Origin of the sequence: Devosia ureilytica (genome assembly GCF_024273195.1) — a bacterium.
Lineage (GTDB): Bacteria > Pseudomonadota > Alphaproteobacteria > Rhizobiales > Devosiaceae > Devosia > Devosia ureilytica.
The window spans coordinates 56366-68748 of the sequence record NZ_JAMZCU010000003.1; the positions used below are offsets into that span (position 1 = coordinate 56366).

General features: G+C 61.5%; 14 protein-coding genes. 4 read left to right on the forward strand and 10 right to left on the reverse strand.

The genetic code is table 11. From position 1 onward, the window contains the following. Nucleotides 1-20: 20 nt before the first annotated feature. The 3 genes from grxD (at nucleotide 21) to NIM87_RS08175 (ending at nucleotide 3271) form a co-directional block, all read left to right on the forward strand. Nucleotides 21-356 (forward strand): Grx4 family monothiol glutaredoxin, encoded by a 336-nt coding sequence (gene grxD / locus NIM87_RS08165; protein ID WP_254674162.1) that lies wholly within the window; start codon nucleotides 21-23, stop codon nucleotides 354-356. A 314-nt stretch (nucleotides 357-670) separates the two neighbouring features. Beyond that, complete coding sequence (locus NIM87_RS08170) at nucleotides 671-1888, forward strand: MFS transporter (RefSeq protein WP_254674163.1); 1218 nt, start codon at nucleotides 671-673, stop codon at nucleotides 1886-1888. 126 nt (nucleotides 1889-2014) lie between these two features. Further along, nucleotides 2015-3271, forward strand: a complete 1257-nt coding sequence (locus NIM87_RS08175) for a multidrug effflux MFS transporter (protein WP_254674164.1) — start codon at nucleotides 2015-2017, stop codon at nucleotides 3269-3271. Between the two features lie 3 nt (nucleotides 3272-3274). Here NIM87_RS08175 and NIM87_RS08180 read toward each other — a convergent pair whose 3' ends face one another. From NIM87_RS08180 to ttcA, 5 genes are all read right to left on the reverse strand, one after another. After that, nucleotides 3275-3901, reverse strand: coding sequence for an ATP-dependent Clp protease proteolytic subunit (locus tag NIM87_RS08180; RefSeq protein ID WP_254674165.1), 627 nt, complete (start codon nucleotides 3899-3901; stop codon nucleotides 3275-3277). A 45-nt stretch (nucleotides 3902-3946) separates the two neighbouring features. Further along, entirely contained in the window at nucleotides 3947-4291 is a 345-nt protein-coding gene (locus NIM87_RS08185; protein WP_254674166.1) for an SRPBCC family protein, read from the reverse strand. After that, nucleotides 4288-4602 (reverse strand): ArsR/SmtB family transcription factor, encoded by a 315-nt coding sequence (locus NIM87_RS08190; RefSeq protein ID WP_254674167.1) that lies wholly within the window; start codon nucleotides 4600-4602, stop codon nucleotides 4288-4290. Before NIM87_RS08190 ends, NIM87_RS08185 begins: the two co-directional genes overlap by 4 nt. Before the next feature lie 68 nt (nucleotides 4603-4670). Then, complete coding sequence (locus NIM87_RS08195; RefSeq protein ID WP_254674168.1) at nucleotides 4671-5483, reverse strand: inositol monophosphatase family protein; 813 nt, start codon at nucleotides 5481-5483, stop codon at nucleotides 4671-4673. Nucleotides 5484-5487: 4 nt separating this feature from the next. After that, nucleotides 5488-6345, reverse strand: coding sequence for a tRNA 2-thiocytidine(32) synthetase TtcA (gene ttcA / locus NIM87_RS08200; RefSeq protein WP_254674788.1), 858 nt, complete (start codon nucleotides 6343-6345; stop codon nucleotides 5488-5490). Between the two features lie 179 nt (nucleotides 6346-6524). Between ttcA and sbmA the strand changes: the two genes are divergently transcribed. Next, on the forward strand, nucleotides 6525-7823 hold the full coding sequence (sbmA, locus tag NIM87_RS08205; RefSeq protein ID WP_254674169.1) for a peptide antibiotic transporter SbmA: 1299 nt from the start codon (nucleotides 6525-6527) through the stop codon (nucleotides 7821-7823). A gap of 162 nt (nucleotides 7824-7985) precedes the next feature. Here sbmA and rpsD read toward each other — a convergent pair whose 3' ends face one another. The 5 genes from rpsD to NIM87_RS08230 all read right to left on the reverse strand — a co-directional run bounded on the left by rpsD (nucleotide 7986) and on the right by NIM87_RS08230 (nucleotide 12324). Beyond that, nucleotides 7986-8603 carry a 30S ribosomal protein S4 gene (gene rpsD / locus NIM87_RS08210; RefSeq protein WP_254674170.1) on the reverse strand — a complete coding sequence of 206 codons (618 nt, stop codon included), beginning with the start codon at nucleotides 8601-8603 and terminating at the stop codon, nucleotides 7986-7988. A 175-nt stretch (nucleotides 8604-8778) separates the two neighbouring features. Further along, entirely contained in the window at nucleotides 8779-10017 is a 1239-nt protein-coding gene (locus NIM87_RS08215) for an MFS transporter (protein ID WP_254674171.1), read from the reverse strand. Nucleotides 10018-10161: 144 nt separating this feature from the next. Continuing rightward, nucleotides 10162-10968, reverse strand: coding sequence for an RNA methyltransferase (locus NIM87_RS08220; protein WP_254674172.1), 807 nt, complete (start codon nucleotides 10966-10968; stop codon nucleotides 10162-10164). 64 nt (nucleotides 10969-11032) lie between these two features. Continuing rightward, the gene (locus NIM87_RS08225; protein WP_254674173.1) at nucleotides 11033-11629 is read right to left on the reverse strand and encodes a GNAT family N-acetyltransferase; all 597 of its coding nucleotides are present in this window, start codon (nucleotides 11627-11629) and stop codon (nucleotides 11033-11035) included. 116 nt (nucleotides 11630-11745) lie between these two features. After that, nucleotides 11746-12324, reverse strand: coding sequence for a GNAT family N-acetyltransferase (locus NIM87_RS08230; RefSeq protein ID WP_254674174.1), 579 nt, complete (start codon nucleotides 12322-12324; stop codon nucleotides 11746-11748). Nucleotides 12325-12383: the final 59 nt, after the last annotated feature.

Here is a 12383-nt window from a genome sequence, read left to right on the forward strand (position 1 = left end):
ACTTTTGAAAGGCTCCTCCCATGACCGACATCAATGCCTTCATCGACGACAAGGTAAAGAACAACGACGTTTTCCTGTTCATGAAAGGCTCCCCGGACTTTCCGCAGTGCGGCTTTTCCGGCCAGGTCGTCCAGATCCTGAACTACCTCGGCGTCGACTATTCCAGCGCCAATGTGCTCGAAAGCGAAGAACTGCGCGACGGCATTAAGGCCTATACCAACTGGCCAACCATCCCCCAGCTCTACGTCAAGGGTGAGTTCGTCGGCGGCGCCGATATTGTGCGCGAAATGTTCCAGTCGGGCGAATTGCAGACCCATCTCCAGCAGGCAGGCCTAGAGGTCAAGCAAAGCGCCTGATCGCGCCAGCGTTGAATCAGATTTTGAAGGCTCAGCCCTAACAGGCTGGGCTTTCTTGTTTTATTCTGGCTCAATTGTGATGCCCTGATCCTCACCACCGCGCCGCCCCCGGACTTGAGCCGAGGGCCAGCTGGAACAAACTCGAGGTCGAGAATGGTCCTCGGATCAAGTCCGTGGACGATTCAGCGAGGGCGGAATCTCGGACCTTGAACTGCCTCCCATCACAAACTCTGATCACCTGCATCAGCTTTTATCGCTTTGCGTGATGAGAAGCGGGGCGTAGATTGCGCGAAGCTCCTTTCGAGATTCCCGCCATGACCGTCACAGCCGTTCGCCCAGCAGTCCCTCTGCCGCTCGTCATCATTGCTGGCTGCATCATTGCCGCCATCGGCTTTGGCACGCGCGGATCGTTCGGCCTGTTCACCCTGCCGGTCACCGAGGACCTGGGCCTCAGCCGCGAGCAATGGGGCATGGCCATGGCCATCCAGAACCTGGCCTGGGGTCTGGCGCAGCCCTTCGCCGGCGCCATGGCTGACCGTTATGGCTCGGGCCGCGTACTGGCCGTGGGTGGTGTCATCTATGCGCTGGGCGTGCTCGGCATGGCATTCTCGCCCGATACGCTGACCATGACGCTGACCGCAGGCGTCGTCACCGGCGTCGGCATTGCCATTGCTTCATTCGGCGTGGTCATGGCCGCCTTCGGCCGCGTCGTGCCGGCGGAAAAGCGCAGCTTTGTCTTCGGAATCGCCACGGCGGCCTCCTCGGCTGGCCAGTTCATATTTGCGCCGCTCGGCCAGGGCTTCATCTCCGCCTTCGGCTGGCAGATGGCGCTGGTCTATATCGCGATCCTGCTGTTGCTGATCATTCCACTCTCGGCCGCCCTGCGCGGACGCACCGAATCTGTTCCAGGCCAGGCCGACCTGCCCTTCATGCAGGCGCTGTCGCGCGCCTGGGGCTATGGCTCATACCGGCTGCTGGTGATCGGCTTTTTCGTCTGCGGATTCCACCTGGCCTTTATCAATGTGCATATGCCCGCCTATCTGGTGCAGTGCGGTCTGTCGCCGGAAGTTGGCAGCTGGACTATTGCTGTCATCGGGCTTTTCAACATTGTCGGATCGCTCCTGTCCGGTTGGCTTGGCAGTCGCCTGCCCAAGCAGATGTTGCTGGCCGCGATCTATTTCCTCCGCGCCATCCTGATTGCCGCCTTCCTGCTCTTTCCGGTGAGCGAGATCACCGCCTATGCCTTCGCCGCAGGCATGGGCCTGCTCTGGCTCTCCACCGTGCCGCTGACGGCGGGTCTCGTGACCCTGTTTTTCGGGCCACGCTACATGGGCATGCTTTATGGCATCGCCTTCCTCAGCCATCAGGTCGGCTCCTTTGTCGGCGTCTGGCTGGGCGGCTACGTTTATGACATGACCGGCGCCTACGACCTGGTCTGGTACATCGGCATTCTGCTCGGCCTCGCATCCGCCGCGATTCACATCCCGATCAACGAGCGCACCGACGGCAATTTCGCGCTCAGGCCAGCCTGAGCCCATTTGAGCGGCTCGGGCTTCCATCGGCTTTTGCCGATTGAAGGCTTGCCAAAGATGAACAACGGGTCCATGGTCCGGCCAATCCTTTCGGCCGGCATCCTTCGGCTTTGATGAGTTTCAAACATGTCCGATCACTTTACGCGGGTTCTCTCGCGCCCTGAATTCATTGCTTTGATGGCCGCCTTAATGGCCCTCAATGCGCTGGCCATCGACGTCATGCTGCCCGCCCTGCCCTATATGGGCGAGGCCCTTGGCATCAGCCACGAGAACGAACGACAGTTTGTCATCACTGCCTATATGATCGGCATGGGCGTGGCCCAGCTGGCCTTCGGGCCGCTGACTGACCGGTTCGGGCGCCGCGCGCCGCTGCTGGCTGGTATTGGCGTCTATATCGTCGCGGTCATCTTCGCCGCCTTTGCGCCCAGCTTCACCATGCTGCTGGTGCTGCGCTTCATCCAGGGCCTTGGCGCCGCCAGCGTGCGCGTGATCACCACCGCCGTGGTGCGCGACCGGTATTCGGGCCGCGAAATGGCCGAGGTCATGTCGCTGGTCTTCATGGTGTTCATGGCCATCCCCGTGATCGCCCCCAGCATCGGCCAGGTGCTGCTGCTGACCGGCCCCTGGCAGACCATCTTCATCTTCATGGGTGGCCTCGCCGCGGCTTTCTGGGCCTGGACCTTCTTCCGCCTGCCCGAGACCCTGCCGCTCGACAAGCGCCGCCCGCTCAGCCTCAAGGGCGTCACTGACGGTTTCCGCATCGTCTTTACCAATCGCGTGGCCATTTCCTACGGGCTGGCCGGCACGTTCCTGTTTGGTGCGCTGTTCGGCTTCATCAGCTCATCCCAGCAGATCTATGTCGATATCTATGGGCTGGGCGTCTATTTCCCCGTCGCCTTCGCGGCCATGGCGGGGCTGATGGCGGTGTCGTCCTTCACCAATTCCAAGGTGGTGCGGCGGCTCGGCATGCGGCGCCTGTCGCATGGCGCCATGCTGACTTTCACCGGTGTCTCGGGCATCTGGGTGGCCTTCGCCCTCTCCGGCTTCCTGCCGCTCTGGCTGTTCTTCGGCCTCTTGTGCATCATCATGTTCTCGTTTGGCTGGTCCGCCTCGAACATGAACTCGCTCTCGATGGAGCCGCTTGGCGCCGTCGCCGGCACGGCCGCATCGGTCTTCGGCTTTATCCAGACGGTGGGCGGCGCGCTGATCGGTGGCTATATCGGCCAGCTGTTCAACGGCACCACCATTCCGGCCGCTGTGGGCTATTTCTCCATGGGCGCCGTGGCGCTGGTGTTCATCCTGATCGCCGAGAAGGGCCGGCTGTTCGGCGTCGGCGAGCAATATGCCGAAGCCAAGGGCGCCCCGGTGATGGACGCCCACTAGGCATCACGCCTCGGCCGGTCCCGGAAGTTCAAACTGGGACCGGTCGGCATAGATATGATCGACCAGTCCCCAGTCGCGCGCTTCCGTCGGGGACATGTAGCGGTCCCGCTCCAGCGCCGCCTCGACCTCCTCATAGCTGCGCCCGCAATGCCGGGCATAGATGGTGTTGGTGAGACGCTTGAGCCTGAGGCTTTCCTCGGCATGGATCATGATATCGGTCACCTTGCCCTGATAGCCGCCTGAAGGCTGGTGCAGCATGATGGACGCACTGGGCAGGCAGGCCCGGTGACCGGCTGCGCCCGCCGCCAGGATCAGCGTCGCCGCCGAAGCCGCCATGCCCATGCACAATGTGCCCACCGGCGCCTTGATGAACTGCATGGTGTCGTACATCGCCAGGGCCGCAGTCACCACGCCGCCGGGCGAGTTGATGTAGAGATAGATCGGCTTGGCCGGGTTTTCCGCTTCCAGAAACAACAGCTGTGCATTGATCAGCGAGGCCATGTTGTCCTCGATCTGGCCGTTGACGAAGATGATCCGCTCGCGCAGCAGCCGCGAATAGATATCGAAGGCGCGTTCGCCCCGGCTCGAATTTTCAACGACCATAGGGACGAGTTGCATCATGTCGCGCATGGGCGATCTCCTTGGGTTTGGCGATGGGGGCGGAAGTGGGAGCGGTCAGGCGGCCAGCAGCATGGCCGGCCCGGCCCTCTCGTTGTTATTGGCGGCCACCGGCACGGCGACCGGGGCATGGGTGAGGCGGAACCAGGTGCCGCCATCGGCCTGGGGCGTCAGCTCGAAGGTGACAAGGCTTTCCTGCGGATCGGCAGCTGCGCCCTGACCGGGATCCCGCCAGCGGTATGTGAGGCTTTTGTTCTCGTCCGAGGCGACGATATCGAGCTGTGTGTCGGCAGGTTTCTGCAGCCAGCGCTCGATATATTCGGGGATGGTCAGGGCCCGCCAGACCATCTCGGGCGGCGCGTCGAGCGCGGTTTCAAACACCAGTTCGTCCGTCTCGCTCATTGATCCATCTCCCTCAAGAGGTCCTTCAGGTTATCGATGCGGCTTGGCCAGAAGGCGCGATAGCGGGCCAACCAGGCATGGAGCGGCGCAAAGCCTTCTGGATCGACGCGATAATGCGCATAACGTCCTTCCCGCCGCTCGCTGACCAGACCAGCTCCGCGCAACACGGCCAGATGCTGGCTCATGGCTGGCTGGGTGATGGCAAAGCCTTCCCGCAAGTCCGTCGCCGTCGCCTCGCCCGCCGAAAGGCGTTCGAGAATAGCCCTTCGGGTGGGATCGGACAGGACCTTGAAGATTTCGATCTCGCTCATGCGTTACACATAAGCACATACTTATGAGTCGTGACAAGGGGCAGATCGTTGAACGCCAAGCGACAGCCTCAGACTGCAAAGACCTCGCGGCGCAGTTCGTCCCAGCTGTTCTGATCGGGGGCAACCAGCAGGCCACCACCCAGATCGCTGGGGCGATAGGCCGAGCCATCGAACTTGGCAACATGAGCGCCGCATTCGCGCATGATCAATGCCCCGCCGACATGGTCCCAGGGCATGAGCTTGTTATACATCAGGAAATGCACATTGCCCCCGGCGGCCAGACGATATTCGTGGCCGGCGCAACGGTAATTGGCGAACATCTTGACCTTGGCCAGATTGCCCATCACCCGGGCGCGTGCGTCGGGCGGCAGGAATGAGGTCGAGGCCAGACCGCCCATTTCCTCGAGCGGTACAGCATCGGCAAACTTCTGCCGTACCATGCGACCATCGGGGAAAGCCAGAAACGCGCCACACCCCTTTTCGGCCATCAGCACATCGCCGCCCAGCGGGTCATAGATGACACCAGCCACGGGCTCGCCGTTCTGCACCACCGCAGCCATGACCGCGAACAGTGGCAGGCCCCCGGCGAAATTGTAGGTTCCATCAACGGGATCGACGAAAATCACGATTTGATCGTCGAGGTTGCTTTCCAGCAGTTTCGGATTGGCGGCAACCGCCTCTTCGCCAATCACCAGATAGTCTGGCCGATGCGCTTTGATGGCAGCGGTTATGACCCGCTCGGCCCCGACGTCTGCCTCGGTGACGAGGTCGAATGCGCCGGTCTTGGTCTTGATCATGCCTTCGTCCAGCCGCCGGAAGCGCGGCATGATCTCCTCCTGCGCTGCCTGTTTCAGGATGGCGGCGAGACGATCGATATTCATGGGCTCAGGCGTCCTTTGGCTTGATGGAAAGACCTGCGAAATCGAACAGGCGCGGGTCGAGCATATGGCTGGGATTGATATTGCCCAGCGCGCGGATCATCACGTCCTTGCGGCCGGGCATCGCGCGTTCCATGTCGGTCAACATGGCCTTGGTGACATTGCGCTGCAGCCCGTCCTGGGAGCCACAGAGGTCACACGGAATGATCGGGAAGGCCATTGCGTCCGAAAAGCGCTGCAAATCTTCTTCGGCGCAATAGATCAGCGGGCGCAGCACTTCGAGGTCTCCCTCGTCATTGACCAGCTTTGGCGGCATGGCCGCAAGCTTGCCGCCATGGAACAGGTTCATGAAGAAGGTTTCGAGACTGTCGTCGCGATGGTGCCCCAGAACCAGCGCCGTGCACCCTTCCTCCCGCGCGATGCGATAGAGATTGCCGCGCCGCAGCCGGGAACAGAGCGAGCAATAGGTCGCGCCCTGGGGCAGCTTGTCGGTGACGATGGAATAAGTGTCCTGATATTCGATGCGATGCTCGATGCCGAGGCCGGTCAGGAATTCGGGCAGGATATGCTTGGGAAAGTTCGGCTGGCCCTGGTCGAGATTACAGGCCAGCAGCTCAACTGGAAGCAGGCCGCGCCACTTGAGGTCGAGCAGCAGGGCCAGGAGGCCATAGCTGTCCTTGCCGCCCGATAGGGCAATCAGCCACTTCTCGCCCGGCCGCACCATGGCGAACTTTTCCAGCGCCTCGCGGGTATTGCGGATCAGGCGCTTCCTGAGCTTGTTGAACTCCACCGAGCGCGGCGCATGAGCATAGATCGGATGGGCGCCAGTATCGGCGTCATCATCTGGCGTGGCGGGGGCGTCCATCACCGCAGTCATGGCGAAACTCTCGTTTGGGGCGTTGCGTAGCTGATAGCGTCCCTTGGCCGGTAATGAAAGTCAAAGCGGCGGTGCACAACCTTACCAAAGCTTAACTTCGGCTCCTTGTTTTAAGCCGTTTGCCACAGTTAGATGACACCATCGTCCCGACACCCAGGAGTCTCCCGGTGTTCCGCTCATTCTTTCCCAATCCACGGCTTTTCTTCACCTCGGCGCTTGTCTGGGTCGCTCTTGTCATGGTCGCCTGGTTCACCCTCGGCGCGCAAATGCAGTCGGTCATCAGCCTTGGGCCTTGGCTGGGCATTGCGCCCACTGAGGCGGACCCAGAGCCATTCTTCTCCTCCGACAAGGTATGGCTCTACCAATACGTTCTGATGTCTGGCTATCTGTTCTGCATTCCCTGGTATTGGGGCGGAAACCGGCGCTGGTACTGGTGGAGCGTCGTGGGCAGCGTCACCATTATCGAGATTGTCTATTTCAACGTCCAGATCAGTGCCTGGCTGAACGATTGGTATGGTGCCTTCTACAACCTCATTCAGTCTGCGCTCACCACGCCTGGCTCTGTGACGCTGGAGCAATTTCTCGGCGAAATCATAACCGTCGCCTATGTGCTCATTCCCAACATTACGGTGCTGGTGATCAACGCGTTCTTTATCGCCCACTATCTCTTCCGCTGGCGCCGGGCGATGAGCTTTTTCTACATGAGCCACTGGCAGCATCTGCGGCACATCGAAGGCGCGTCCCAGCGTATCCAAGAGGACACGCAGCGCTTCTCCAGCATCGTCGAGGGTCTGGCCGTGTCGCTGGTGGCTTCGGTGATGACGCTGATCGTGTTCTTGCCGCTGCTTTGGAACCTTTCGTCCAACATCACCGAACTGCCATTCATCGGGCAAGTTGACGGAAGCCTTGTCTGGGTGGCGCTAGTGTCATCGGCCTTTGGCACGGTGCTGCTGGCAGCGGTGGGTTGGAAACTGCCAGGGCTAGAATTCGACAATCAGCGCGTCGAAGCCGCGTTCCGCAAGGAACTGGTCTATGGCGAAGACCATCACGATCGGGCAGAACCCGTCACCGTCCGGCAGTTGTTCATCAACATGCAGCACAATTATTTCCGGCTGTACCGCCACTACCTCTACTTCAATATCGCGCGCTACGCCTACTTGCAGGGATCGAACTTCGTGCCCCTGATCGCCATGGGGCCCTCTATTGTGGCAGGAGCACTGACGCTCGGCCTGTTCCAGCAGGTCAGCAACGCGTTTGGGCAGGTTGAGGACTCGTTCAAATTCCTCGCCAGTTCCTGGACCACAATCATTTCGCTGATCTCGGTGTTCAAGCGACTGCGCGCATTCGAGGCTAACATTCCACCCAACGCAATCGCCGCCAATGACTATGACGATCCGATCTTCCTCAATCAGGAAGCAGTCCCAACCACGAGCGACGCAGTGCCCAGGCAACCAGCGCAGTTCTAAACCGTCTCACGTTTGGGTCGACGCGGCTCCATCGCCCCCTCCCCATTGAGGAGAGGGAGGCGGAGGCCCGATAGCCAAGCCGACAGTGAAATGCTCTCGGCAAAGCAAAAGGGCCGCTCCCCAGGAGCGGCCCTTTCCAATTTGGTTCTGTCGAACCCGCGATTAACGCGAGTAGAATTCGACGACCAGGTTCGGTTCCATCTGGACCGGGTATGGCACGTCGGTCAGGGTCGGAACGCGGACATAGGTCGCGGTCATCTTGTTGTGGTCGACGTCCACATAGTCAGGAACGTCACGCTCGGCCAGCTGTACAGCTTCGAGAACGACGGTGAGCTGCTTGGAACGCTCGCGCACTTCAACCTTGTCGCCCAGCTTGACCTGGTAGGACGGGATGTTGACGCGCTGGCCGTTGACCATGACGTGGCCATGGGACACGAACTGGCGGGCAGCAAACACGGTCGGGACGAACTTCGCACGATAGACGATGGCGTCCAGGCGACCTTCGAGCAGGCCGATCAGGTTTTCACCGGTATCGCCCTTGCGACGGGCAGCTTCGTCATACAGACGACGGAAGGCCTTCTCGGTGATCGAGCCGTAGTAACCCTTGAGCTTCTGCTTGGCGCGCAGCTGCAGACCATAGTCCGAGAGCTTGCCCTTGCGGCGCTGGCCGTGCTGGCCGGGGCCATAGGCGCGTGCGTTAAGCGGGGACTTGGGACGGCCCCAGATATTCTCGCCAAGACGGCGGTCAATTTTGTACTTTGCTGAATGACGCTTCGACATCGCGTATCCTTCTCAACAGTTGATGGGATCGCGCCCTCCTTTGCTCTCCTTGCGAAGAGCCGACAGATTCCTAAAAATTCAGGAGATCCCGGGTGCGCCTATAGGCCAAAGGCCCGATAGGTGGGCGCTTGATAGTGGGGCATGCCCATTGAGTCAAGCGCGACCGCCTATTTCCTCAGGCCATACGCTTGTCGATGTGCCGCTGATCGCGCAATTGCGGGAAAATGCGGCTCCAGATGACGGCCACAGCCATGGCTCCAACCCCGCCAATGACCACGGCAGGCACTGGCCCGATCAGATACGCCACACTGCCGGCGCGGAATTCGCCCAGCTCGTTGGACGCCCCGATAAACACCGAATTGACCGCATTGACGCGGCCACGCACTTCTTCGGGCGTCCACAGCTGCATGATCGTCTCGCGGATGCTGACGCTGACCATATCGGCGGCGCCAACCAGCGCCAGCGCCGGAATGGAAATCCAGACCGTGGTGGACAAGCCAAAGACGAGTGTGAACAGCCCGAACAGGCCCACGAACAGAAAGAGAATTTTGCCGGCATGGTCGCGCACGGGAAAGCGCGTGAGCCAGAGCGCCATGACAATGGCGCCAATGCCAGGCGCCGCGCGCAAAAGACCCAGCTCCGTCGGCCCGGCGTGGAGAATATCCTTGGTATAGACCGGCAGCAGTGCGACCGCCCCGCCCATCAGCACCGCGAACATGTCGAGCGAAATGGCGCCCAGCACCACCCTGTTCGAGAAGATATAGCGGAAGCCGCCAAAAATGGTCTCAAGGCTCGTCGCCTGATGCGACTGGCGCTGCACCGGCCTGGGAATCAGCAGCACCGTGACGACGGCGCAGAGCAGCAGCACGGCGCCCGTGCCAAAAGCAAAAGTGGGCGAAATGCCATAGAGCAGGCCACCGGCAGCCGGGCCGGTGATCGAGGCGAATTGCCAGGCCGACGCATTGACGGTGATGGCATTGGAGAGCGCCTCGGAAGGCACGAGGTTGGGCGCCAGCGATTGCGCCGCCGGACCCCAGAAGGCGCGGGCCGTGCCAAGCACGAGCAGAATGCCGAAAATCGGCCAGACTTCGTGCGCCTCGGCATTAGCCAGCAGCAGGAACCCCAGCGCACAGGCCAGCTCGACCGTCAGGCAGATCGCCATGATGCCGCGCCGGTTGAAGCGGTCAGCAGCCAGCCCGGTGATCAGCATCAGCAGCAGCGCCGGCAGGAACAGGCAGAGCCCCACCAGTCCCAGAAGGAAGGCATTGCCGGTGACATCGTAGATCTGCCAGGCAATCGACACCGACATGATCTGCACTGCAAAGCTGACCAGCAGCGTGGTCAGCCAGAAGAAGCGGAAACCGATATAGGTGAAGGCGAGCTTTGATGGCTCGGAAGGGGCGTGTGCGCTCATGGTGCACCGCTCATCGCATTTCGGCGATGAAGGGTCAAAGGGAGAGTGTGCTTTTCTCGCGGCCTCTGTCAGACACGGGGGCGAGTGGTCCTCGGATCAAGTCCGAGGACGGCGCGGTGGGGCGGATAGAGCGCGGAAGGCGACTTACTCTTCGTCTTTCTCCGCCTTCTTCATCCGGTTCGGATTGGGTCGCTCGTGCCGCCGGTCGATGGAAGAGATTACCCCGCGCAGGGTGCGGATTTCCTGGGCGGTGAAGCGGCCACGGGTCAGCGCGGTGCGCAGGTTATTGACCATGCTGGGGCGCTTGTCGGGTGTGGTGAAAAAACCGGACTGGTCGAGCACGCCTTCGAGATGTTCAAAAAGGCCCACCAACTCGCTGCGCGGCGCGGCTTCGGCCAGGCCATCGCCAAAGGGCAGAGCCCGGCCCGCCTCGCTGGTGCGGCGCCATTCGTATGACATCAGCAGCACCGCCTGGGCGATATTGAGCGAGGCAAAGGCCGCTTCCACCGGCAGCGTGACAATGGCATCGGCCATGGCCACTTCGTCATTGAGCAGGCCCCACTTTTCCCGGCCAAAAAGCAGGCCGGCCTTGTTCCCACCGGCAATATGGGCCGCCATGCTGCCCGCCGCCGTTTCGGGGCCAAGCACTTCCTTTTGCATGTCGCGCGACCGCGCAGTAGTGGCGTAAACCAGCGTCAGGTCGCCCATTGCCTCTTCCAGGGTTTCGAACACGCGAACCTGTTCAAGCACGTGATCGGCGCGCGAGGCCGAGGCAATGGCTTTTTCATTGGGCCAGCCGTCGCGCGGGCGCACCAGGCGCAGGTCCCACAGGCCGAAATTCGCCATGGCCCGCGCTGCCGCGCCGATGTTCTCGCCCAGTTGCGGCTCACACAGGATGATTGCCGGGCTGGGCGCCAGGGTGATGGGGAGTGAGCTGTCGGTGCCTGCCATGTGCCGCCAATCCGCGATGAGCTAGAGTGGCGGCGACATATCCCAAATGTCTCTGGCGGGCAAATCAGGCGACGCGATCACGCAACGGCAATTCGAGCACCTTGGCACTGGGGCGCCATTCGCGGTCGAGCACCGCAAAATGCAGTTCCTCATCCCACTCGCCCTGGAACAGCGCGTGCTCGCGATAATGGGCTTCAAGCCGGAAGCCAAGCTTTTGCATGAGCTTGACCGAATGGTGGCTGCGCCCATCGCAGCGCACCATGATCCGATGGATGCGGAAATGATCAAAGGCCAGATCGATCAGCGCGGTCAGCGCCTCGGTGAGATAGCCCTTGCCGCTCTGGGCCGGGTCGATGGCAAAGCGCACTTCACCCTGGCTGGCGGTCGCGTCGGACCATTTGAGACTCACCTGCCCTATCAGGCGGTGATCGCCCTTGCGTACCATGGCCAGGGTCAGCGTTTCACCCGGCCGCTGCAGCCCCACCTGCTTGCGCATGACGGCGATGGCCGCGGCGACGTCCTCGTCATAGCGGGTGGGCCGCTCGATATAGCGCTGCACAGCCGGAAGCGTGTGGTAGCGGCTGACAGCGTCCACATCGCCGCGTTCAAAGGGCCGAAGCAAGAGGTGCGCGGTCTCCACGGGTAGGCGCAATGACGACATGATCCGGCATCCTCCATGGGCGTTCGACAGGCACACTCGGCAAACGTTGCGTTGCCTGCGAAGTTCCTGTTCGCGAGGAGAATATCTTGCCAATTTGACGGGGTGCTGACAGCGCTTCAGAAATCGCCCGGATGGCGCGACGACAACCACTCATCACGCAGGATGGCATAGTAAAATTCCTCATCCCAACCACCCTTGAACAGGGCATGCTGGCGAAAGTGCGCCTCCCGCCGCATGCCCAGCCGCTCCATCAGCCGCCAGGACGGTTCGTTGCGCGCGTCGCAGCGGGCGAAAATGCGGTGGAGATCAGCAGCACCGAAACCCAGATCGAGCAGCGCATTGGCCGCCTCGCTGGCATAACCCCGCCCCTGATGGTCGGGATGGAAAATCCAGCCCAGCTCGCCCTGCCGCGCCTCCACCGAACGCCAGATCAACGAAACCTCTCCGACCAGAACGCCGGCATCCCGCGTCTCGACGGCAAGGACAATCCGGTCGCCTTCCTCGCTCAGCCCCGTCTGGTTGGTGCGCTGCTGAATGGCCAGCGCACATTCGTCGCGGCTGAGCGGCGGATCGAACAGATAGCGCGCCACGGCCTCACGGCCGCGATAGTCAAACACGGCATCGACATCGCCCCGGGTAAAGGGACGCATACGGAGCCGGTCGGTCAGAAGCGGAAATTCGGGATGCAGCGCCATGCTCACTCCAACAGCGGCGGCACTTTTGACCCTGCGATGGACAATGGCAAGCCAGTGCT